Below are 19,664 nucleotides of genomic sequence, written 5' to 3' on the forward strand. Positions count from 1 at the left end.
TCGCGCCGGATCAGGCCTTGCCGAACAGGGCCATGAGATCGACACTGTCGGAGGTCTTCGCGCCGGCTTCCAGGTGCTCCTGGATGTGGCGGAGGTGCAGCGTCATCATCCAGGCCGCCTTTTCCGCATCGCGCGTGTGGAAGGCGCCGACGATGGCGGCGTGGTCGTCGTCGCGACAATTGCTGACGCCGGGCGCACCGAAGAGGCCGATGATCAGCGAGGTGCGGGTCACCAGTTCCTTCATGGTGCGGATGAGGATGGCATTGCCGGCGACCTGCGCCAGCAGTGTGTGGAACTGGCCGGACAGGCGGATGGCGTCGTGGCGGTGGCGCTCCTTGTGCGCCACGTATTCCATCTCCAGATGGCGGGTCAGCGCGGCGATATCCTCCTCGTTCGCGCGCTGGACGGCGAGGCGGGCGATGTTGGGCTCCAGCGCGAGGCGGGCTTCGAAGACCTCGCGGGCCTGCTCGGGCGTCGGCGAGGCGACGAAGGCGCCGCGATTGGCATGCAGTTCCACGACGTCGCGGCTGGCCAGCAGCAGGAGGCTGCGGCGAATGCGCATGCGCCCGACGCCGAAGGCATCGCACAGGGCGGATTCGGAAAGCTTCGTGCCCGGCGGCAATCTCTGTTCGATGACCGCTTCGAATATCCGATCGACGATATCGCTCTCGTCGATCTCTTCCGCCTCAACCAGATTTTCCCTGCCTACATCAACCACCGAACTCACCCTGACACGCAGTCTGCTGAAGCCCTAAATAGGGCCGATTTGGTTGACCAACAAGCGTCTATTTCGTCGACATGGCGTAGCGCACCTTGTTCACAAGTACTTGACAAGATCGTTAACAATACGCTCAATGCCCTGGCCAGGCTGTCGTGACCGCATCTTGCGGCCCGCTTGCCCATCAAAAACAGATCAATGGCCCAGAGGAAGAACACCATGCACAAGCGCACATTCCTGAAAGTTTCCGCCCTCGCCGCAGCGACCATGCTGTCCCTGCCGCTGATGGCGCATGCGCAGAACGCCACGCTGAAGATCGGTTTCGTCGGCGTCACCTCCGGCCCGGCGGCGGCCTGGGGCATTTCCAACCAGCGCTCGATGGAGGCGCGCGCGGCCTGGCTGAACGAGCTCGGCGGCGTGAAGATCGGCGACAAGACCTACAATATCGAGATCGTGCCCTTCGACGACCAGAAGGACCCCAAGCGCGCCATTGCCGGCATGGAGAAGATGGCGCAGGACGGCGTGCATTATGTCGTCGGCCCGAACGTCGATGACGGCGCGGCCGCGGTCCGCCCGGTCGCCGAGCAGAACGGCATCATGTATTTCCCCTACGCCTTCCCGAAGGAGCTCTATACCAAGCCGGCGTCCAACGCGATCCTCGGCATGGTGGCGAACTACCAGTCGGGCCCAGCCATCTATAAGTACCTGATGGAGAACAAGGGCGTGAAGAAGGTGGCCTTCGTCGCCGCCAACGAATCCGACCCGCTGAGCCAGCGCGAATCGGGCATTGCCGCCGCCCAGGCGCTCGGCCTTGAAGTTGTCTCCGGCAACGTGACCTACCAGGTGGACACGACGGACTTCACGCCGGTCCTGCTGCCGGTCATCCAGGCCGAGCCGGACCTGCTCGTTCTCTCGGGCGTTTCGCCGGCGAACGCGCCGCAGCTCATCCGTTCGGCCCGCGAACTCGGCTTCACCGGCCTCATCTCGACGGAAACGGCGCAGGATGCGACCGTGCTCCAGGAAGGCGCCGGGGAACTTGCCGAAGGCTTCATCTCGGTCGGTGGCGCATCCACGCCGGAACTGGCCAGCGACGCGATGAACGAATTCGTCGAGCGCTACACGAAGATGTTCGGCGAATACAATGACGAGTCCAACACCAAGGTCTATGCGCTCGAATACATCATCGAGACCATCAAGGCGAACCCCGCTGCGATCGACAATGTCGATGAATACAAGAAGACCATGGACACGTTCGAAGCCGCCAACCCCTTCATGAAGGGCGACGCCAAGCTGAAATATGTCGGCATGACCTCCTTCGGCCAGAAGCGCCAGGTTTCCGTCCCGCTCGTCGTCAACGAATACAAGGACGGCAAGTTCGAGACGCTGTTCGTCGGCCAGGTCGACTGATCCGAGCCCGGGCATCTACCCATGGGGGATCCGGGCGGCGCCTGTCGTCCGGCCGGATTCCTCCTTGCCTGAACCTTCTTTCCATTGGAGGCTCACGATGGAACAGATAATCGCCAACGGTCTCTACCTTGGTGCGCAATATGCGTTGATCGCCCTCGGGCTGACGCTGATTTTCTCGCTGATGAACGTCTTGAACTTCGCCCACGGGCAGATGTACGTCTTCGGCGGCTTCGTCACCTACACCGTCGTCGTCCAGCTCGGCCTGCCCTTCATCGTCGGCCTCCTGGCCTCCGCCGTGATCCTGGCGATCATGGGCGCGGCCATCGAGAAATTCCTGTTCGCGCCGGTCGTGCGCCGCTCGAAGCGCGATGAATCGACCATGCTGCTCGCGGCGGGCGTCGCCTTCTTCCTCGATGCCGTCATTCTCCTGCTCTTCGGGGAGAAGCAGCGCGGCGTGCCGAAGATCGTCAGCGGCGTCTTCAACTGGGACATGCGCATCATCATGCCCTATGATCGCATCCTGATCGGCGTGCTCGCCATCCTGCTCATCGTCGCCTTCATCGCCTTCATGAACTATTCAAGGACCGGACGTGCCATGCGGGCGCTCGCGCAGGACAAGATGGCTGCCCAGCTGATGGGCGTGAACGTTGCGCGCTATTCGATGATCGGCTTTGCGCTCGGCGCGATGCTGGCCGGTCTCGTCGGGGGCCTTCTCGTAACCATCACCGGCGTCAATCTCGGCATGGGCGGCCCGACCTCGATCAAGGCCTTCCTGATGATCATGATCGGCGGTGCGGGCGTGATCTCCGGGGCGATCGCCGGCGGCTTCATCCTCGGCATGATGGAGAGCGTGGGTCTCACCGTGCTGTCGGCTTATGGCGACATCACTTATCTCGTCATCTTCGCCTCGCTGATGGTGTTCCTGGCCGTCCGCCCGCAGGGGCTGATGGGCAAGCCGTGGGGTTGAGACCATGAACACGAAGAAACTGCTCGGCTTCGCCGTCTTCCTTCTCGCCGTCTTCGTGCTCGTGCCGCTGTTCATCGGCGCCACCGGACGCGTGGACTTCTTCTACACGCTGACCTCGGTCGCATTGCTCTCCGTCGGTGCGGCCGGCGTCTGGCTCACCTTCTATATCGGCCGCATCAATATCGGCCAGGGCGCCTATGCGCTGGTCGGCGGCTATGTCTCGGCCATCCTGGTCACCCAGGCCGGCGTCCCCTTCTGGCTGACGCTGCCGCTGGCGGGCCTGTTCTGCGCCTTCATCTCCGTGCTGATCGGCTTTCCGATCCTCAGGCTGCGGGGTGTCTACTTCGCCATGGTGACGCTGGTGCTGACGGAAGTCGCGCGCCTCTCCGCCCTCGCCTTGCCGATCACGAACGGGGCGAAAGGCATCACCTCGATCCCGCTGCCCGGCGAACTCTCGCTTTTCGGCCTGACCATCATCCCGGCCTTCGGCTCGCTCGCCAATCCGCGCATCGGCTTCTACATGATGGCCGCCGCCCTGATGGTCGTCACCTATCTGGTGCTGTGGCGCATCGTGAACTCGCGGCTCGGGCACCTGTGCCGCAGCCTCCAGCAGAACGAGGAGCTTTCGGCCTCGATCGGCGTCAACACCGCCTATCTCCGGCTGCTCGCCTATGCGATCTCCTCGTTCTTCGGCGGCATTGCGGGGGCCATGTTCGCCTCCATCGCGCAGTCGATCTATCCGTCGTCCTTCGTCGTCGCCGACAGCGTGAACTTCATGCTCTACTGCTTCCTCGGCGGGCTTGGATACGTCTTCGGCCCGATGCTCGGCACCCTGCTGCTCTATTTCGGCTGGGACTTGCTGTCGATTGCCAGGGAATACCAGCTTCTCATCTATTCCGGCGTCATGATCCTGCTCATGCTGGTCCTGCCGAACGGGGTCTTGAGCCTTCTCGACAAGAAGGAGGGACGCGCATGAGCACCATCCTGCAAATCAAGAACATCACCAAGCGCTACGGCGGCCTGACGGCGGTCAACGACGTCTCCTTCGACGTCAACAAGGGCGAGATCCTCTCGGTGATCGGCCCGAACGGTGCGGGAAAATCGACGCTGTTCAAGCTGATCTCCTCCTTCGTGCCGGCGACCAGCGGCGAGGTGCTGTTCAACGGGGAGCGCATCTCCAGCCTCGCGCCGCACAAGGTCGCCCGCATGGGTGTCGTGCGCACCTTCCAGGAAACGACGATCTTCCGCTCCATGACGGTGCGCGAGAACGTCATCGTCTCCCATCACCTGCGCTCGAAGGCCAGCCTCTTCGGCTTTTTCCTCGGCACGAAGCAGGCGAAGGAGGACGAGGCGGCGTTTGCGGCCTCGGCGGACGACATCGTCGACTTCCTCGGCCTCCAGGCCATCCGCAACGAACTCGCCTCGAACCTGCCGCAGGGGCATCTGCGTGCGCTCGGTATGGCGATCGGCCTTGCCACCGATCCGAAGGTCATCCTGCTCGACGAGCCCTTCGCCGGCATGAACCATGACGAGACGATGAAGATGGTGGGCCTCGTGCGGCGCCTGCGCGACGAGCGCGGCGTCACCGTGCTCCTCGTCGAGCACGACATGCCCGCCGTCATGAAGATCAGCGACCGCATCGTGTGCATCAACTTCGGCCAGAAGCTGGCCGAGGGCACCCCCCAGGAAATCCGCGAGAACGAGAAGGTGATCGAAGCCTATCTCGGCTCCGAAGATGCGGCGATCGGGATGTAAGCCATGACGAAGATATTGAGCGTTGAGAATATCGAACTCTACTACGACCACATCTATGCGCTGAAGGGCGTCTCGATCGACGTGGACGAGGGCGAGACCGTCGCGCTGATCGGCGCGAACGGGGCGGGCAAGTCCTCGATCCTCCGGGCGATCACCGGCCTTCGGCCGGTGAAATCCGGCCAGATCTTCTATCAGGGCCAGCGCCTCGACGGCACGTCGGCGTCGGACGTGGTGCGCAAGGGCATCTCCATGGTGCCCGAGGGGCGGCGCGCCTTTCCGCTGATGTCGGTGAAGGACAACCTCCTGATGGGCGCGTTCACCCGCACGGACAAGGCGGAGGTCGAGCAGACGCTGGAGAACGTGCTGACGCGTTTCCCGCGCCTGCGCGAACGCTATCACCAGCAGGCGAGCACCATGTCGGGCGGCGAGCAGCAGATGATGGTGATCGGCCGCGCCCTCATGGCCCGCCCGAAACTCCTGCTTCTGGACGAGCCCTCGCTCGGCATCGCGCCGAAGCTGGTGCAGGACATCGCCCGCGCCATCGTCGCCATCAGCCGCGACGAGAAGGTCTCCATCCTCCTCGTCGAGCAGAACAGCCGCATGGCGCTCTCCATCTCCAACCGCGCTTATGCGCTTTCCACCGGGTCGATCGCGCTATCGGGCAATTCCAAGGACCTGATGAACGACGACCGCATCAAAGCTGCCTACCTCGGAGGCGAACTCTGACATGAAAATCCTCGTCATCAACCCCAACACCACAGCATCGATGACGGACCATATCGGCAAGGCGGCGCGCAGCGCCGCCTCTGCCGGAACCGAGATCGTCGCCCTCAATCCCGTCGACGGGCCAATCTCCATCGAAGGCTATTTCGACGAGGCGATGAGCCTTGCCGGCCTGCTCGGCGTCATCAGGAACAACCCGGATTGCGATGCCGTCGTCATCGCCTGTTTCGACGATACCGGGCTCGACGCGGCGCGCTGCCTTACCGACAAGCCCGTCATCGGCATCGGCGAGGCGGCCTATCACTTCGCCTCGATGATCTCGAACAAGTTCTCCGTGGTCACGACGCTCGCCCGCTCGGTGCCGGCGCTGGAGCACAATCTCTCGCGCTACGGCCTGTCGGTACGCTGCGCCCGGGTGCGTTCCTCGGAAGTGGCGGTGCTGGAACTGGAGCAGCCGGGCTCCAACGCACGCCAGAAGATCAGTGCCGAGATCGGCCTTGCCGTCAGCGAGGACCGGGCGGAGGCGATCGTGCTCGGCTGCGCCGGCATGGCGAGCCTCGCGAACGACCTTGCCGATGAGCACGGCCTGCCCGTGCTCGACGGCGTGACCTGTGCCGTCAAGCTGGCCGAGGCGATGGGCGGCCTCAACATGCGCACGTCCCGTCTCGGCGGCTACGCGCCGCCGCCGCCCGGCAAGCTTGCAGCGGCTCTCGGTTAGTATTCGCTTACAAAAAGAGCGGAACGCGGCCGAGCCGCATTCCGCTTTCCTGAACCAGCTTACTTGCCCGCGTTGTACTTTGCGTCGACCTCGTTGATCGCCTGGACGTTGCCGGCCGAGCGGCCGTTCTCGTCGAACGTCTGGGCGAGGAAGGCGTCGGCGATGGCTTTCGCCAGTTCCGAGCCGATGACACGCGCGCCCATGGTGATGATCTGGGCGTTGTTGGAAAGCACGGCGCGCTCGGCCGAATAGGTGTCGTGCGTCAGCGCGGCGCGGATGCCCGGCACCTTGTTGGCCGAGATGCAGACGCCGATGCCCGTGCCGCAGACGAGGATGGCGCGGTCGTATTGCCCGGCGGCGACGGCGGAGGCGACGCGGTCGGAGAGGTTGGCATAGAAGGCGTCCGGGCCGGCGTCGGTGCGCGAGACTTCGTGCACCTCGTGGCGGTCCTTCAGGTGATCGGCGAGAACCTTTGCGAGGCCTTCGCCCGCGCTGTCACCGGCAATAGCGAGTTTCATGGGAAATCTCCTTTCAGATGGTGGCGGCGCATCGCGCCAGGATGTCGAGATAGCCTTCAACCTTCCAGGCTGAGCGGCCGATGAAGAGCCCGTCGATGTCCGGGCAGGCGATCAGTTCCTCGCAGTTCTGCGGATTGACCGAACCGCCGTAGAGACAGGGAATGCGGCGGCCGAGGACTTTTTCCGCCACCTCGGCGATTTCCGCATGGCGCGCATTGGCGTAGTCGGCGGTCGCCGGAATGCCCTTCTCGCCGATCGCCCAGACGGGCTCGTAGGCGAGCAGAATCTCCGCGTGCTTCTGCGTGGCGTCGAGCCGCGACAGCGCGCCGCGCACCTGCTGCGCCAGCACTTCGGCGGCGCGGCCGCCTTCGCGGTCGGCGAGCGTTTCGCCGATGCAGATCAGCGGCACGAGGCCGTGGCGCACAGCGGCCTCCGTCTTGAGGCCGACCGTCTCGTCCGTCTCGCCGAAATGCGCGCGGCGTTCGGAATGGCCGAGCTCGACGAGGTCGAGGTTGCAGTCCTTCAGCATGACCGGCGAGACCTCGCCTGTCCAGGCGCCTTCGTTCGCCCAGTGCATGTTCTGCGCGCCGACCTTGACGGAGGTGTCGGCGAGCAGCGCCTTCACCTCACGCACGGCCGTAAACGGCGGGATGACGAAGCGCTGGATGCGGGCGTTACGGCCGCCGTCCGCGGCCTTCAGGCCCTCGGCGAAGACCTTCGCCTCGGCCAGCGTTTTGTTCATCTTCCAGCTGGTTCCGACCCAGAAATTGCGGCTCATGAAAGCGTCTCCCTTGCGATCCTGACCGTCGTCCGTCCGCCGAGGTCCGCGGCGGTGTCGTGCGGCAGGGGTTTGTCTGAAATCACGGTGTCGAATTCGGCGAGGTCGGCGAGCACATGCAGCGCCGTATGGCCGAAGCGCCGGCTGTTGATCAGCAGGCATTTCTGGCGGCTTGCCGCCATCATCGCCCGCTTGGTTCGCACCACCGCCTCGTCCATGTGATAGGAAAGGCGGCCCGAGGCGGCGGGGGCCGAGACGAAGGCGATGTCGGCGCGAAGGCGCGACAGAGCCTCTTCCGTCACGATGCCGAAATAGGCGTTGAACTTCGCGGAGAAGACGCCGCCGAGGCCGATCAGCGTCACGCCGGAGAGGCCCTTCGCACGCTCCATGATCGCGGCATTGTTGGTGATGATGGTGATCGGCTTCTTCTCGCAGAGCACCTCGCCGAGGACGGCGGCCATCGAGCCGTCGTTGATCATCACCGTCATGCCCTGCTCGACCAGTTCGGCGGCCGTTTCGGCGAGCGCCCGCTTGACATCGGCCTCCTGCAATTCGCGGAACCGGAAGTCGCTTTCGAACCGGGTGCCGGCGTCGATCGTCGCGCCGCCGCGCACCTTGCGCAGCACACCCGCCCGTTCCAGGTCGTCGAGGTCGCGGTGGATGGTCATCTTGGAGACGCCGAAGCGTGCTGCGATGTCGTCGAGTTCGACGGCCCGGCTTTCGACCAGAAGATTGATGATCTCCTGCCTGCGCTCTTCCCGTTTCACCGCATCCTCCGCCGCGTTGCCGAACGGTTATAACATCATTATTGGTAAATTATAACACATAAAATGTGATTTTGTGATTTTCTTATGTCGAGCTTTGCAGGAGCCGCCGCGCGGTCCGCTCGTCGGTGATGAGGCCGTGGAGCCTGTGGCTGTGCAGCACGGCGCGGATCGCCTCGGTCTTGGAAGACCCGCCGGCGATGGCGACGATGCGGTCCGCACCGTCCGCCGAGAAGGAGGCGGCGAGGGTGCGCGCCGTCACCGACGTTTCCAGGATGCGGCCCTTGCCGTCGAAGAAATGGCCCAGCAATTCGCCGACGCCGCCGAGCGCCGCGATCTCCGCCAGTTCGTCCGGCTGCAGCATGCCCGATGTGACGAGATGGGCCTGGTTGTCGACGGTGCCGATGCCGACGATCTTGAGGTCGGCGCTGCGGGCGAGGTTGAACACCTCGCTGACGCCGCGCTGCGAGAGCAGCACCTCGCGGTCCTCCTCGGTGTTGGCGAAGAAGGGTACGGGCATCACATAGGCCTGCGTGCCGGTCTTGGCCGCAAGGCGATGCATGACGTCATAGGGGTTGGCGGCGTAGTTGCGGGTGAGGCCGCCGAGCAGCGAAACGAAGCGCGTTCCGCCGGCGCCGATGCGCGGCAGGTGATGGACGGCTGCGGACAGCGTGCGGCCGTGGCCGAAGCCGATGACGGCGGCTTCGCCGCGCTCAATCTCACGGCGGAGGAAATCCGCGCCGATATGGCCGAGCGTCGTCAGCGCCAGCGGGTCGTCGTCCACATCGGGTGCGACCTCGCAATAGTCGAGCCCGTAGCGGGTGGAAAGATCGACCTCGAGCTGGACGCATTCGGCGATCTCACCGTCGATGCTGACCTTCACCACGCCCTCGGCGACCGCCCGCGCGATCAGCCGGTGGGCCTTCCCCGAGGGCACGCCGAGCCGCTTTGCGACCGCGGCCTGGGTGAACCCGCCGACATAGTGCAGCCAGGCGGCGCGAACGGCGAGGGAATCTTCATTGTCGGTCATCGGCGATGTCCAGTCCTGCTTTGCAACCGGAAGCGGTCTTCAGGGCCAGTCTTAGCAAGCGCCCACGGAATGGTCAGCCCAGCTTCAGGTCCGCCGCACCGGTATCGATATGGGGCGCCCAGAAGGCGATGCTTTCGGCGATCTGCGGAATGACCTCGCGGTCGTTCGGCTCGCGCTCCTTGAAGGAGAGTTCGAGGCAGATCTCGTTGTCGGCGGCGCCGCCCTGTGCGAAGGCCTGCAGCAGCGGCTCCGGCTGGATGCGGCCCCTCGCGTTGAATGCCGCGGTGAAGGGCCGGTGGCCGCCCTTGTCCATCAGGCTCTGCTTGATGTGGATGATCGGCGACACTTTCGGCACCGCGCGCGCCCAGGCGTAGGGGTCGAAGTCGTCCGGATTGTCGGAGGTGACGTCGCCGTGGTCGATATCGGCCATCATCCACATGGGGATCGCCATGTCGGCGGCGGTCAGCCGGTCCTGCAGCGACAGGCACGCCTCGATCGTCTCGCCGAATTCGCGGCCGACGCTCATCGGCTCCCAGAAGACATAGGAAAGGCCGGCGCCTTTTGCGTGCTCGGCGACCTCGGCCCAACAGTCGATGGCGATCCGGATCAGCTCCTCGCGGCGGGCGGGATCGTCGTAATCCCTGTAGGTGAAGATGGCGAACTGGGTGCCGACGGCGGTGCCGCCGAGATCGCCGATGATATCGGCGAAGGTCTTGAACCAGTCGACATAATAGCGCCGCACATCGGCATCCGGATGGCCGAAATGGTTGAGGCGGCCGTAGGGCCCGGTCATGCCCGAGGTGACGCGCACGCCGGTGCGCTGGAGCGCCTTGTCCATCTGCCGCGTCAGCCGGCGGATCGTCGCGGCGTTCCAGCTCGGATTGATGAATTCATGGGTGAGCTGGAGGTCGCGCAGGCGAAGGTCACGCGCGACGGTGTCGATCAGGTCGTCGGGATTGGCGAAGCGGTTGACCAGCGGATTGGTGTTGAGCGAGAGCGTCAGCGGCATGGCGATCCTCAGGCGGCGGCGAGGCGGGCCGCGTTGAACCAGTCGGCGAAGGCCGCGCGCTCGGCCTCCGTCAGGTGCAGGTAATGTTTGGTGCGGCGGTATAGGATGTCTTCCGGCGTCTGCGCCCATTCGCGGGCGATGAGGTAACGCGCCTCCGCCTCGTAGAACTGCCCGCCGAAATGCCGGCCGAGGCCTTGCAGGTCGCTCGTGCCGGCGACGAGAGTCTTCGTGCGGGTGCCGTAAAGGCGGCCATAATGGTGCACCAGCTTGCGCGGCATCCAGGGATAGGCCTCGCGCAAGGCGTCGGCGAAGGTCTCGTAGTCGGCGTTCGGCATGTCGCCGCCGGGCAGCGGGGCCTTTTCCGTCCAGTCGCCGCCCATGTTCGGGAAGATGTGGCGGAGGCGCTGCATGCCGCGTTCGGCAAGCTCGCGGAAGGTGGTGATCTTGCCGCCGAAGACGTTGAGCAGCGGCGCGCCGCCGGTCTCGTCGAGGTCGAAGACATAATCGCGCGTGACGGCGGAGGGATTGCCCTTACCGTCGTCGAACAGCGGGCGCACGCCGGAGAAGGAGTGCAGCACATCCTGCCGGCGCAGCTTTTCCTTGAAATAGCGGTTCACCGCCTTCAGCAGGTAGTCGATCTCGCTCTCGTCGGCCGAGACGTCCTCGGCACGGCCGTCATAGGCGATGTCGGTGGTGCCGATCAGCGCCTTGTCGCCCTCATAGGGGTTGATGAAGATGACGCGCTTGTCGTGGTTCTGCACGAGATAGGCATTCGCGCCCGCCCAGAATTTCGGCACGATGATGTGGCTGCCCTTGACGAGGCGGACATTGCGCGTCGAGTTGGAGCCGGCGACGCGGTTGATGACGTCGGAGACCCAGGGGCCGGCGCAGTTGACGAGGCACCTGGCGTTAAAGCTGCGGCTTTCGCCGGTGAGGCTGTTCTTCGTGGTGACGATCCAGGCGCCGTTCTCGCGACGTGCGGAAACGGCCGGCGAGCGGGTCAGCACCAGCGCGCCCTTTTCCGCAGCGCCGATGGCGTTGAGCGTGACGAGGCGGGCGTCGTCCACCCAGCAGTCGGAATATTCGAAGCCGCGGATATACTGGTCGAGGATCGGCGTGCCCTCGGGGTCACGCGAAAGGTCCAGCGTGCGCGTGCCGGGCAATTTCTTGCGCCCGCCGAGATGGTCGTAAAGGAAGAGGCCGAGGCGGACGAGCCAGGCGGGGCGGTCTTCGGGGCTGTGCGGCAGCACGAAGCGCATGGGCCAGATGATGTGCGGGGCGGCGCCCAGCAGCACCTCGCGCTCGATCAGCGCCTCGCGCACCAGGCGGAACTCGTAATATTCGAGATAGCGCAGGCCCCCGTGCACCAGTTTGCCGGAGCGCGAGGAGGTGCCTTCGGCAAGGTCGTCCTTTTCGCAGAGCACGACCTTCAGGCCGCGGCCGGCCGCATCGCGCGCGATGCCCGCGCCGTTGATGCCGCCGCCGATCACGAAGAGGTCAATACGCTCGGGCTCGTTCATCTCAATCTCCTTGCTTCAGCGCGCGGCCAGGATGTCCCAGGCGGGCGCGATGCCTCGGCGCACGTCCGAATAGGCGGCGAAGAGGCGTGTCATGCGTTCGATTTCCTCGGGTTTCGGCGGCTCGGCGTCGCCAAGCTCGGGCGTCACCCAGTCGGCGATGCAGTCGTCCATCGTGCGGTAGGCGCTTATCGCGACCGCCGCCATCATGGAGGCGCCCGCTGCGCCCGCCTCCTCGCGCGTCGAGACCCGCACGGGCGCACCGAGCGCCGCGCCGAGCGTGCCGCGCAGCGACGCGGAACGGGCCGCGCCGCCGGAAACGCGCAGCTCGGAGGGAAGCGCGCCCATGGCGGCATAGCAATCGCGCGTCGCCATGCCGAGGCCTTCGACGACGGCGCGCACGAGATCCGGATAGCGGTGGCGGCTGGAAAGACCGGTGAAATTGGCGCGGGCGCGCGCATTGACGAAGGGGCCGCGTTCGCCGGCCTCGGAAATATAGGGGTGGTAGAGGATATTGCCGGGCTTGCTCGTGGCGAACCACTGGTCGACGCGGCCGATCATGTCGTTGAGGCTGGCGGTGACGCCGAATTCGCCCAGAAGATCCGCGCCGAGCTGGAGCAGCCAGTCGAGGTTGATCGTCGCGCCCATATTGGTCTGCACCTGCGTGACGACGCCGGGGATCGGCAGGGCGATGACATAGCCGGTGCGCTCGGCGTTCAACACGACCTCGGAAACGGATTTCGCGAGCAGGTGCACGCCGGTGGAGCCGATGGCGGAGCAGGCCGCGTTGCGGCCCTCGCTGCGCACGCCCGCGCCAAGCGCCGTCATGCACATGTCGACATAGCCCAGGCAGACCGGCGTGCCGGGCTTGAGGCCCGCGGCGGCGGCCGCATCCGCCGTCAGCGGGTGGACGGTTTCGGTGCCCTCGATCACTTCGGGCAGCAGGCTGCGGCGATGGGTGAGGCCGAGGGCGGCGAGCACGTCGCCGTCATAGGCGCGGGTGCGGAAGTTGCCGAAGGTGAAGCTCACTTCCGAAGGGTCGGTGGCGCGAATGCCCGTGAGGTTCAGGTAGAGCCAGTCCTTGCAGTGCATTGCCGTTTCGGCGCCTGCGAGCAGTTCCGGAAAATACCGGTCCATATGGGCGAGCTGCGTGCCCTGCTGGCAGGTGTTGAGGCCGGTGCCGGTCGCCGCGAACCGCGCGCGGTCGGCATCCGAGGCGGCGAGGCGCTCGACGGTCGGCGCGGCGCGGGCGTCGAGCCAGAGCCAGGCGTCGCCGGCCGGGCGGTTTCCCGCGCCGACCAGCCAGGTGCCGTCGCCCTGGCCGGTGACGGCGATGGCGGCGGTGCGATGCGCAAGGTTTTCGAGCCTTTCGGCAAGACCGCGCAGCGCGCGGGTGCAATCGAGCCAGGTCTGGTCGAGCGACTGGGTGACCGCGCCGTTCTCGGCCGTCGTATAGGTGTTGCGCACCGAGGCGCTGGCGATCTGGCGGCCGGAAAGCGTGAAGGCGACCGCCTTCATCACGGAGGTGCCGGCATCGACGCCGATGATCAGATCCGCCTCAACCATGGTCGACGCCCCCGGCGCCTGCGGCAGCCAGCATCGCCTTGCCCGACGTAATACAGAGCATTCGATCCTCCCGACGGTCTCTTTGGAATGTGCGTGGTTCCAGATCGATCAAGCCGACCTGCCTCAGGACCCTAGCACGACCCTCCCGAACTTCACATGGAAACATAACACAAAGTTACCATGTGTCTCGTAAAATTTTTCGCCTGACGAATTTTTTTTCAGATATGATGGATGGTAGTGGAGATGGCGGGTGGCGGGCGCCTTTTGCGCGACGGCAGGGCCTTTTTCCGCACGGTTGACGGGGAGATGTCGGTACGCCGACCTTCCACCGGATTTGAGGTTCGTTGTTTTATGATGAGATATCATTAGTTTGCGCGAGTGTTCGACCAATCTCTGCAATGCCGATGATCCACATGGTCGAGGCCGGGCGGGGCGTGCAGATCTCTCGTCCCCGGCTGCCGATCGGCAGGTCGAGGTGGTAGCCGTACACGATCTTGTTAAAAATGGCTGATTGACAGCCTGTGTTAAGTTAACATATATATTGGGACATATAACACGTATATACCGCAGTTGCGAAGATATGTGCAGCGCAGCGCAAGGCAGGTGAGGAGACCGGGCCGGCGCCGTTCATGGGGAGGATGTCATGACATGTTCCGTTCGAAAGAGATCGACGCGCGGCCGCAAGGTCGCTCCGGGCATGGACCCTGCGTCGGCACCCGGCCGGCTCCTCCGCTCGCAGCTTTCCTCGTTCAACCGCAAGGCCAACCCACATGACTGACGCTACGCTCGTAAACTCGCCCCCGCCCGCGAAGAATTACCGCTGGATCGGCGTTGCCGCCGCCGTCGTGCTCGTCGGCGCCATGGCCCTCGACACGACGATCGTGCGCATCGGCTCGGAGGCCGACGTCCGGGTCCAGAAATTCTCGCCGGAGGCCTATGGCGCGGAACAGTTCCCGCTCATCAAGCAGAATGTCGAGACGCGCGCCGTCGACGCGGTCGAGCTGTCGCAGGCGGTTGCCGCCGACAAGAAGGCCGCGGGCGAGAAATACGGCGTCGCCACGTCGGTCGGCCCGGTCATCCCCGTCAAGTTCACCGGCGTCGTCGGCGAGCGCAAGGCGAACTACAATGTCGTCGCGGTCGAGGGCCTGCCGGCCGAGCTGACCGTGCGCGTGCAGACCGGCCCGGCGCTCAACGGCACGGACCTGCGCGATGCGACCGGGCAGATCGAGTTCGGCCAGTTCAAGAACCAGATCGAATACCAGGATGCCGGCTCGGCCATCAACAACGAGGTCAAGAAGGTCGTGCTCGCCGGCATCGACCCGGCGGCGCTCTCCGGCAAGACCGTTTCGGTGATCGGCGTCGTCAAGCTGGTCAACCCGAAGAGCTGGATCGTCACGCCGGTGAGGCTCGACGTCCAATGAGCGTATCCGCTGAAACTGGCCGGACGGGGGAAGTCGTGCTCGCCGCGCGCAACGTGGCGAAGTCCTACGGTAGCGTCCATGCCCTCAAGGGCGTCAATTTCGACATTCATCGCGGCCAGGTGACGACGCTGTTCGGCGAAAACGGCGCCGGCAAGTCGACGCTGATGAAAATCCTGTCCGGCGTGGTGCAGCCCACGTCCGGTGAAATCATTCTAGATGGGGAGCCGGTCGTTTTCGCGTCATCCTCCCAAGCCCGTGACCGCGGCATCTCCATCATCCATCAGGAGCTCAGCCTGGCGCCCAACATGAACGTTCGCGACAACATCTTCATGGGGCGCGAAATCATGACGGCGACAGGCGTGGACTTCGCGGAAGAAGAGCGCCAGGCGCGGCTCCTGATGGAGGAACTCGAGGAGGACATCGATCCTCTCACCCCGGTCGAGGACCTGCGCCTCGGCCAGCAGCAGATTGTCGAGATCGCGCGCGCCCTCTCGGTCAATTCGCGCATCCTGATCATGGACGAGCCGACCTCGGCGCTGTCGGCCTCCGAAGTCGAGGTGCTGTTCAAGGTCATCCGCGACCTGATGAACCGCGGCGTTTCGATCGTCTACATCTCGCACCATCTCGAAGAGGCCCTGCAGATCACCAATCACGCGGTGGTCCTGCGCGACGGGGCGATGACGGCCTATGCCGAGCGCAAGGACATCGACCTCGAATGGATCGTGCGCCACATGGTCGGCGACAATTTCGACCTCGGCTCACCGCCGGTCGGCTACGACAAGGGCGACGTCGCGCTCTCCATCGAGGGCCTGACAGTGCCCGATCCGGGCGGCGCGGGCTATTCCGTCGTCGACGACATGTCGCTTTCGGTGCACGCGGGCGAGATCGTCTGCATCTACGGCCTGATGGGCGCGGGGCGGACGGAACTGCTCGAAACCGTCGCGGGGCGTCTGACGGCCTCGGCCGGCAGGGTCGTGCTGAAGGGCCGGGACGTCACCGGCCAGTCCATCGCGGCCTGCATTCGCGACGGCCTCGTGCTCGTGCCGGAAGACCGGCAGCGCGACGGCCTGGTGCAGACCATGACGGTCGGCCGCAACCTGTCGCTCGCCAGCCTGGGCACCTTCACGCGCGGCCTCTTCACCTCGACCGCGCGCGAGACGGGCCTTGTCGGCGAGGCGATCCGCAAGGTGCATATCAAGACGGATGGGGGCGGCGCGGCGATCGGTTCGCTGTCCGGCGGCAACCAGCAGAAGGTCGTCATCGGCAAGATGCTGGCGACGAACCCCGAGGTGATCCTGCTCGACGAACCGAGCCGCGGCATCGACATCGGCGCCAAGGCCGAGGTGTTCAAGCTGCTTGCCGAGCGCGCCAGGCAGGGCCTCGCCGTCGTCTACACCACGTCGGAAGTCGGCGAATGCCTCAGCATCGCCCATCGCATCATCGTCATGCGGCGCGGCCGCATTTCCGCGGAATTCGGTCCCGACGCGACCAAGGAACAGATCATGGCCGCCTCCGGCGAAGCCGTGCATGCCCACTAGAACGGTCCGGCGTGCCGGAACTGTTCTAGATACTTGTTTTACCGCATTATCCGACGCCGAAGCGATGCTCTGGCTGGAAATGCTCTAGGAGCGCTGAAGCAATGTCAGTCACACCTGCAATCCAGACGAAGGCGGCGGCGAGCGGCGGCAAGCGCAAGAAGAGCTTCGTCGAGCTCCTGTTCGAGGGCCGCGCCTTCTTCGCGCTGATCGCCATCATCGTCGTCTTCTCGCTGATGTCGCCGAACTATTTCACGGTCAACAACTTCCTGATCATGGCTTCGCATGTCGCGATCTTCGGCCTGCTCGCCATCGGCATGCTGCTCGTCATCCTCAACGGCGGCATCGATCTGTCGGTCGGCTCGACGCTCGGGCTTGCCGGCGTCGTCGCGGGTTTCCTCATGCAGGGCGTGACGTTGCCGCAGCTCGGCGTCATCCTCTATCCCTCGGTCTGGGTCGTGGTGGTGCTGACCTGCCTGCTCGGCGCCGTCGTCGGCGCGGTCAACGGCGTGCTGATCGCCTACCTGCGCGTTCCCGCCTTCGTCGCGACGCTCGGTGTGCTCTATGTCGCCCGCGGCGTCGCGCTTCTGATGACCAACGGCCTTACCTACAACAATCTCGGCGGTCGTCCTGAACTTGGCAATACCGGCTTCGACTGGCTCGGCTTCAACCGACTCGCCGGCGTGCCGATCGGCGTTCTCGTCCTTTTCGCCTTCGCCATCGCCTGCCATGTGCTGCTCGCCCGCACGGCCTTCGGCCGCTGGCTCTATTCGTCCGGCGGCAACGAGCGCGCGGCGGAACTCTCCGGCGTGCCGGTCAAGCGGGTGAAGATCACCGTCTACGTGCTGTCGGGCATCTGCGCGGCGGTCGCCGGCCTCGTGCTCTCCTCGCAGCTCACCTCCGCAGGCCCCACGGCCGGCACGACCTACGAGCTGACGGCGATCGCCGCCGTCGTCATCGGCGGGGCAGCGCTGACGGGCGGGCGCGGCACGGTCATCGGCACCATGCTCGGCGCCTTCGTGATCGGCTTCCTGTCGGACGGGCTCGTGATCATCGGCGTCTCGGCCTACTGGCAGACGGTTTTCACCGGCGCCGTGATCGTCACCGCCGTTCTGTTGAACAGCATCAAATACGGTCGCCGCTGAGGCAAGCGGCGACTGACAGGAACTGACTGCGGCTGGGGGAGGCGGATCATCGAAGCCCCGGCGGTGGAAAGTATTGCCGAAAAATCGGCGCAACCGGACTCAACAAGGGAGTGAGACCATGTTCAAAAAAGGAATGCGTGTACTTTTCGCTGCGACCGCCGCGCTGCCGCTGCTGTTCAGCACGGCCTGGGCCGAAGGCCTGATCACGGTCATCGTCAACGATCCGTCGAACCCCTATTGGTTCACGGAAGGCGAGGTGGCCAAGAAGACGGCCGAAGACCTCGGCTACACGGCCAATGTCGGCGCGCACAAGGGTGATACCAACACCGAAAGCAACCTGATCGACACGGCCATCACCAACAAGTCGGTCGCCATCATCCTCGACCCGGCCAACGCCGACGGTTCCGTCGGCGCCGTCAAGAAGGCCGTCGCGGCCGGCATCCCGGTCATTCTCGTCAATGCCGAGATCAACCAGGAGGGCCTTGCCAAGGCGCAGCTCGTCTCGAACAACGCCCAGGGCGCCGCCCTCGGCGCGCAGCAGTGGGTCGAAGCGGTCGGCGACAAGGGCAAGTATGTCGAACTCTTCGGCGCCCCTTCCGACAACAACGCCGCGACGCGCTCGAACGGCTACGAGACAGTCCTGACGCAGTATCCGGACCTTGAAAAGTCCGGCAAGGAAGTCGCCGACTGGGATCGCACTAAGGGCCACGCCAAGATGCAGTCGCTGCTTCAGGCCAACCCCGACATCATCGGCGTCATCAGCGGCAACGATGAAATGGCGCTCGGCGCGATCGCGGCCCTGAAGGAAGCCGGCAAGCTGGAACAGGTCAAGGTCGGCGGCTTCGACGGCTCGCCGGATGCCGTCGCCGCCATTAAGGCCGGCGAACTGCAGTACACCGTGCTCCAGCCGGTCGCCGTCTTCTCGGAAGCCGCCGTCAAGCAGGCCGACAGCGTGATCAAGAACGGCTCCACCGGCGTCGACACCGAAAAGCAGCTTTTCGATTGCCTGCTGATCACCAAGGACAATGTCGACAAGTACACTGCTCCGTTCGTCCTCAGCGAATAATCGGAACCGGGGAGCGCCCTTTGCGGGGCGCTCCCTTTCGCATTGCGGGCGACCCGGCTCCGCTTGGCATTTCCCTTGCCGCCCGGTACGAGATACGAAACGCTATCCTCGAAGCATGGCAGGGTCCGCCCCGTGAACAAGAAAGTCGACGTCAGGGATTTGCTTTCGGAAGAGCTGCCGAGCGACAGCCGGCATGCGCGCCAGCTCGTGCGCCGCCAGATGATCGCCGAGACGGTCATCGCCGAAGGCTCCCTGCGCATCGAGGACCTGACCGAACGCTTCGGCATCAGCCTGATGACGGCGCATCGCGACGTCGACGAGCTGGTCAGCCGCGGCCTCTTCCGCAAGACGCGCGGCATCGTCTCCGCGGCGCCCACCAGCCTGATCGAATCCTCCGACGTCTACCGCGCCACGAAGCAGGCGAGGGAGAAGAAGGCGATCGCCCGGGCGGCGATGCGTTTCGTCGAGCCGGGCCAGGCGATCTTCCTCGACGACGCGACCACCGTGCACGAGATGACCGCCTTCCTGCCGGCCAAGGTGCCCTTGACGGTCATCACCAATTCGCTCGTGCTCATCAACGAGTTGAAGGACGTCAACGACCTCAACCTCATCTGTCTCGGCGGCCAGTTCTACAATTGGTGCAATGCCTTCATGGGGCATATCACCACCAACGAGATCCGCCGCCTTCGGGCCGACACCGTGTTCATGTCGCTCTCGGCGATCGTCGGCGACGGCGTCTATCACCAGTCGCCCGAAACGGTGGAAACCAAGCGGGCGATGTTCGAAAGCGCCTCAAGGCGCGTGCTTCTCGCCGACCACACCAAGTTCGAACGGCGCGCGCTGCATCACTTCGCGACGCTCCAGGAGTTCGACGCCGTCGTCGTCGACGAGGATATCCCGATCTCGCATTTGTCGCGCATGCGCTCGGCCGGCATCAACGTCGTCGTGGCGGATGCCGAGCGCTCCGCCTGAGCCCTTTGCCCTTTCCTCTCCCCGGCCGATATTGCATCCTCGCGGCATGATCGCT

General features: G+C 64.9%; 19 protein-coding genes. 11 read left to right on the top strand and 8 right to left on the bottom strand.

Features of this window, described 5'->3' with window-relative positions; translation table 11 throughout:
* Window positions 1-10 precede the first annotated feature (10 nt).
* The gene (locus AB3G45_RS08940; protein ID WP_367830209.1) at window positions 11-718 is read right to left on the bottom strand and encodes a GntR family transcriptional regulator; all 708 of its coding nucleotides are present in this window, start codon (window positions 716-718) and stop codon (window positions 11-13) included.
* 219 nt (window positions 719-937) lie between these two features.
* Here AB3G45_RS08940 and AB3G45_RS08945 point away from each other — a divergent pair, with 219 nt between their 5' ends.
* The 6 genes from AB3G45_RS08945 (at window position 938) to AB3G45_RS08970 (ending at window position 6,288) form a co-directional block, all read left to right on the top strand.
* Window positions 938-2,125 carry an ABC transporter substrate-binding protein gene (locus AB3G45_RS08945; protein WP_367830210.1) on the top strand — a complete coding sequence of 396 codons (1,188 nt, stop codon included), beginning with the start codon at window positions 938-940 and terminating at the stop codon, window positions 2,123-2,125.
* Window positions 2,126-2,222: 97 nt separating this feature from the next.
* Entirely contained in the window at window positions 2,223-3,092 is an 870-nt protein-coding gene (locus AB3G45_RS08950) for a branched-chain amino acid ABC transporter permease (protein WP_367830211.1), read from the top strand.
* A 4-nt stretch (window positions 3,093-3,096) separates the two neighbouring features.
* Window positions 3,097-4,068: a branched-chain amino acid ABC transporter permease gene (locus AB3G45_RS08955; RefSeq protein WP_367830212.1), complete on the top strand. Its 972-nt coding sequence runs from the start codon at window positions 3,097-3,099 to the stop codon at window positions 4,066-4,068.
* Window positions 4,065-4,847: an ABC transporter ATP-binding protein gene (locus tag AB3G45_RS08960; RefSeq protein ID WP_367830213.1), complete on the top strand. Its 783-nt coding sequence runs from the start codon at window positions 4,065-4,067 to the stop codon at window positions 4,845-4,847. The genes AB3G45_RS08955 and AB3G45_RS08960 overlap by 4 nt, the downstream gene beginning before the upstream one ends.
* Window positions 4,848-4,850: 3 nt before the next feature.
* Window positions 4,851-5,573: an ABC transporter ATP-binding protein gene (locus AB3G45_RS08965; protein ID WP_367830214.1), complete on the top strand. Its 723-nt coding sequence runs from the start codon at window positions 4,851-4,853 to the stop codon at window positions 5,571-5,573.
* Between the two features lies 1 nt (window position 5,574).
* Window positions 5,575-6,288 carry an aspartate/glutamate racemase family protein gene (locus AB3G45_RS08970; protein ID WP_367830215.1) on the top strand — a complete coding sequence of 238 codons (714 nt, stop codon included), beginning with the start codon at window positions 5,575-5,577 and terminating at the stop codon, window positions 6,286-6,288.
* Between the two features lie 59 nt (window positions 6,289-6,347).
* Here AB3G45_RS08970 and AB3G45_RS08975 read toward each other — a convergent pair whose 3' ends face one another.
* The 7 genes from AB3G45_RS08975 to AB3G45_RS09005 form a co-directional block, all read right to left on the bottom strand.
* Window positions 6,348-6,806 carry an RpiB/LacA/LacB family sugar-phosphate isomerase gene (locus tag AB3G45_RS08975; RefSeq protein WP_367830216.1) on the bottom strand — a complete coding sequence of 153 codons (459 nt, stop codon included), beginning with the start codon at window positions 6,804-6,806 and terminating at the stop codon, window positions 6,348-6,350.
* Window positions 6,807-6,819: 13 nt separating this feature from the next.
* Entirely contained in the window at window positions 6,820-7,584 is a 765-nt protein-coding gene (locus AB3G45_RS08980; RefSeq protein WP_367830217.1) for a triose-phosphate isomerase, read from the bottom strand.
* The gene (locus tag AB3G45_RS08985) at window positions 7,581-8,351 is read right to left on the bottom strand and encodes a DeoR/GlpR family DNA-binding transcription regulator (RefSeq protein WP_367830218.1); all 771 of its coding nucleotides are present in this window, start codon (window positions 8,349-8,351) and stop codon (window positions 7,581-7,583) included. The genes AB3G45_RS08980 and AB3G45_RS08985 overlap by 4 nt, the downstream gene beginning before the upstream one ends.
* A gap of 82 nt (window positions 8,352-8,433) precedes the next feature.
* The gene (locus AB3G45_RS08990) at window positions 8,434-9,378 is read right to left on the bottom strand and encodes a sugar-binding transcriptional regulator (RefSeq protein WP_367830219.1); all 945 of its coding nucleotides are present in this window, start codon (window positions 9,376-9,378) and stop codon (window positions 8,434-8,436) included.
* Between the two features lie 73 nt (window positions 9,379-9,451).
* Window positions 9,452-10,387 carry a sugar phosphate isomerase/epimerase family protein gene (locus tag AB3G45_RS08995; RefSeq protein ID WP_367830220.1) on the bottom strand — a complete coding sequence of 312 codons (936 nt, stop codon included), beginning with the start codon at window positions 10,385-10,387 and terminating at the stop codon, window positions 9,452-9,454.
* An 8-nt stretch (window positions 10,388-10,395) separates the two neighbouring features.
* Entirely contained in the window at window positions 10,396-11,907 is a 1,512-nt protein-coding gene (locus AB3G45_RS09000) for a glycerol-3-phosphate dehydrogenase (RefSeq protein WP_367830221.1), read from the bottom strand.
* A gap of 15 nt (window positions 11,908-11,922) precedes the next feature.
* Window positions 11,923-13,470 carry an FGGY-family carbohydrate kinase gene (locus AB3G45_RS09005; protein WP_367830222.1) on the bottom strand — a complete coding sequence of 516 codons (1,548 nt, stop codon included), beginning with the start codon at window positions 13,468-13,470 and terminating at the stop codon, window positions 11,923-11,925.
* A gap of 770 nt (window positions 13,471-14,240) precedes the next feature.
* Between AB3G45_RS09005 and AB3G45_RS09010 the strand changes: the two genes are divergently transcribed.
* The 5 genes from AB3G45_RS09010 to AB3G45_RS09030 all read left to right on the top strand — a co-directional run bounded on the left by AB3G45_RS09010 (window position 14,241) and on the right by AB3G45_RS09030 (window position 19,609).
* Window positions 14,241-14,891, top strand: a complete 651-nt coding sequence (locus AB3G45_RS09010) for a DUF2291 family protein (protein ID WP_367830223.1) — start codon at window positions 14,241-14,243, stop codon at window positions 14,889-14,891.
* Window positions 14,888-16,429 carry a sugar ABC transporter ATP-binding protein gene (locus AB3G45_RS09015; RefSeq protein ID WP_367830224.1) on the top strand — a complete coding sequence of 514 codons (1,542 nt, stop codon included), beginning with the start codon at window positions 14,888-14,890 and terminating at the stop codon, window positions 16,427-16,429. The genes AB3G45_RS09010 and AB3G45_RS09015 overlap by 4 nt, the downstream gene beginning before the upstream one ends.
* 101 nt (window positions 16,430-16,530) lie before the next feature.
* Window positions 16,531-17,571 carry an ABC transporter permease gene (locus tag AB3G45_RS09020; RefSeq protein ID WP_367830225.1) on the top strand — a complete coding sequence of 347 codons (1,041 nt, stop codon included), beginning with the start codon at window positions 16,531-16,533 and terminating at the stop codon, window positions 17,569-17,571.
* Between the two features lie 118 nt (window positions 17,572-17,689).
* Window positions 17,690-18,637 (top strand): D-ribose ABC transporter substrate-binding protein, encoded by a 948-nt coding sequence (locus AB3G45_RS09025; protein WP_367830226.1) that lies wholly within the window; start codon window positions 17,690-17,692, stop codon window positions 18,635-18,637.
* Between the two features lie 132 nt (window positions 18,638-18,769).
* Entirely contained in the window at window positions 18,770-19,609 is an 840-nt protein-coding gene (locus tag AB3G45_RS09030) for a DeoR/GlpR family DNA-binding transcription regulator (RefSeq protein ID WP_367830227.1), read from the top strand.
* Window positions 19,610-19,664 lie beyond the last annotated feature (55 nt).

Source organism: Shinella sp. S4-D37 (genome assembly GCF_040812195.1).
GTDB lineage: Bacteria > Pseudomonadota > Alphaproteobacteria > Rhizobiales > Rhizobiaceae > Shinella.

Coding starts and splice junctions, on each gene's coding strand:
- AB3G45_RS08945 (WP_367830210.1), top strand. CDS start 938: ATGCACAAGCGCACATTCCTGAAAGTTTCCGCCCTCGCCGCAGCGACC.
- AB3G45_RS08950 (WP_367830211.1), top strand. CDS start 2,223: ATGGAACAGATAATCGCCAACGGTCTCTACCTTGGTGCGCAATATGCG.
- AB3G45_RS08955 (WP_367830212.1), top strand. CDS start 3,097: ATGAACACGAAGAAACTGCTCGGCTTCGCCGTCTTCCTTCTCGCCGTC.
- AB3G45_RS08960 (WP_367830213.1), top strand. CDS start 4,065: ATGAGCACCATCCTGCAAATCAAGAACATCACCAAGCGCTACGGCGGC.
- AB3G45_RS08965 (WP_367830214.1), top strand. CDS start 4,851: ATGACGAAGATATTGAGCGTTGAGAATATCGAACTCTACTACGACCAC.
- AB3G45_RS08970 (WP_367830215.1), top strand. CDS start 5,575: ATGAAAATCCTCGTCATCAACCCCAACACCACAGCATCGATGACGGAC.
- AB3G45_RS08975 (WP_367830216.1), bottom strand. CDS start 6,806: ATGAAACTCGCTATTGCCGGTGACAGCGCGGGCGAAGGCCTCGCAAAG.
- AB3G45_RS08980 (WP_367830217.1), bottom strand. CDS start 7,584: ATGAGCCGCAATTTCTGGGTCGGAACCAGCTGGAAGATGAACAAAACG.
- AB3G45_RS08990 (WP_367830219.1), bottom strand. CDS start 9,378: ATGACCGACAATGAAGATTCCCTCGCCGTTCGCGCCGCCTGGCTGCAC.
- AB3G45_RS08995 (WP_367830220.1), bottom strand. CDS start 10,387: ATGCCGCTGACGCTCTCGCTCAACACCAATCCGCTGGTCAACCGCTTC.
- AB3G45_RS09000 (WP_367830221.1), bottom strand. CDS start 11,907: ATGAACGAGCCCGAGCGTATTGACCTCTTCGTGATCGGCGGCGGCATC.
- AB3G45_RS09005 (WP_367830222.1), bottom strand. CDS start 13,470: ATGGTTGAGGCGGATCTGATCATCGGCGTCGATGCCGGCACCTCCGTG.
- AB3G45_RS09010 (WP_367830223.1), top strand. CDS start 14,241: ATGACTGACGCTACGCTCGTAAACTCGCCCCCGCCCGCGAAGAATTAC.
- AB3G45_RS09015 (WP_367830224.1), top strand. CDS start 14,888: ATGAGCGTATCCGCTGAAACTGGCCGGACGGGGGAAGTCGTGCTCGCC.
- AB3G45_RS09020 (WP_367830225.1), top strand. CDS start 16,531: ATGTCAGTCACACCTGCAATCCAGACGAAGGCGGCGGCGAGCGGCGGC.
- AB3G45_RS09025 (WP_367830226.1), top strand. CDS start 17,690: ATGTTCAAAAAAGGAATGCGTGTACTTTTCGCTGCGACCGCCGCGCTG.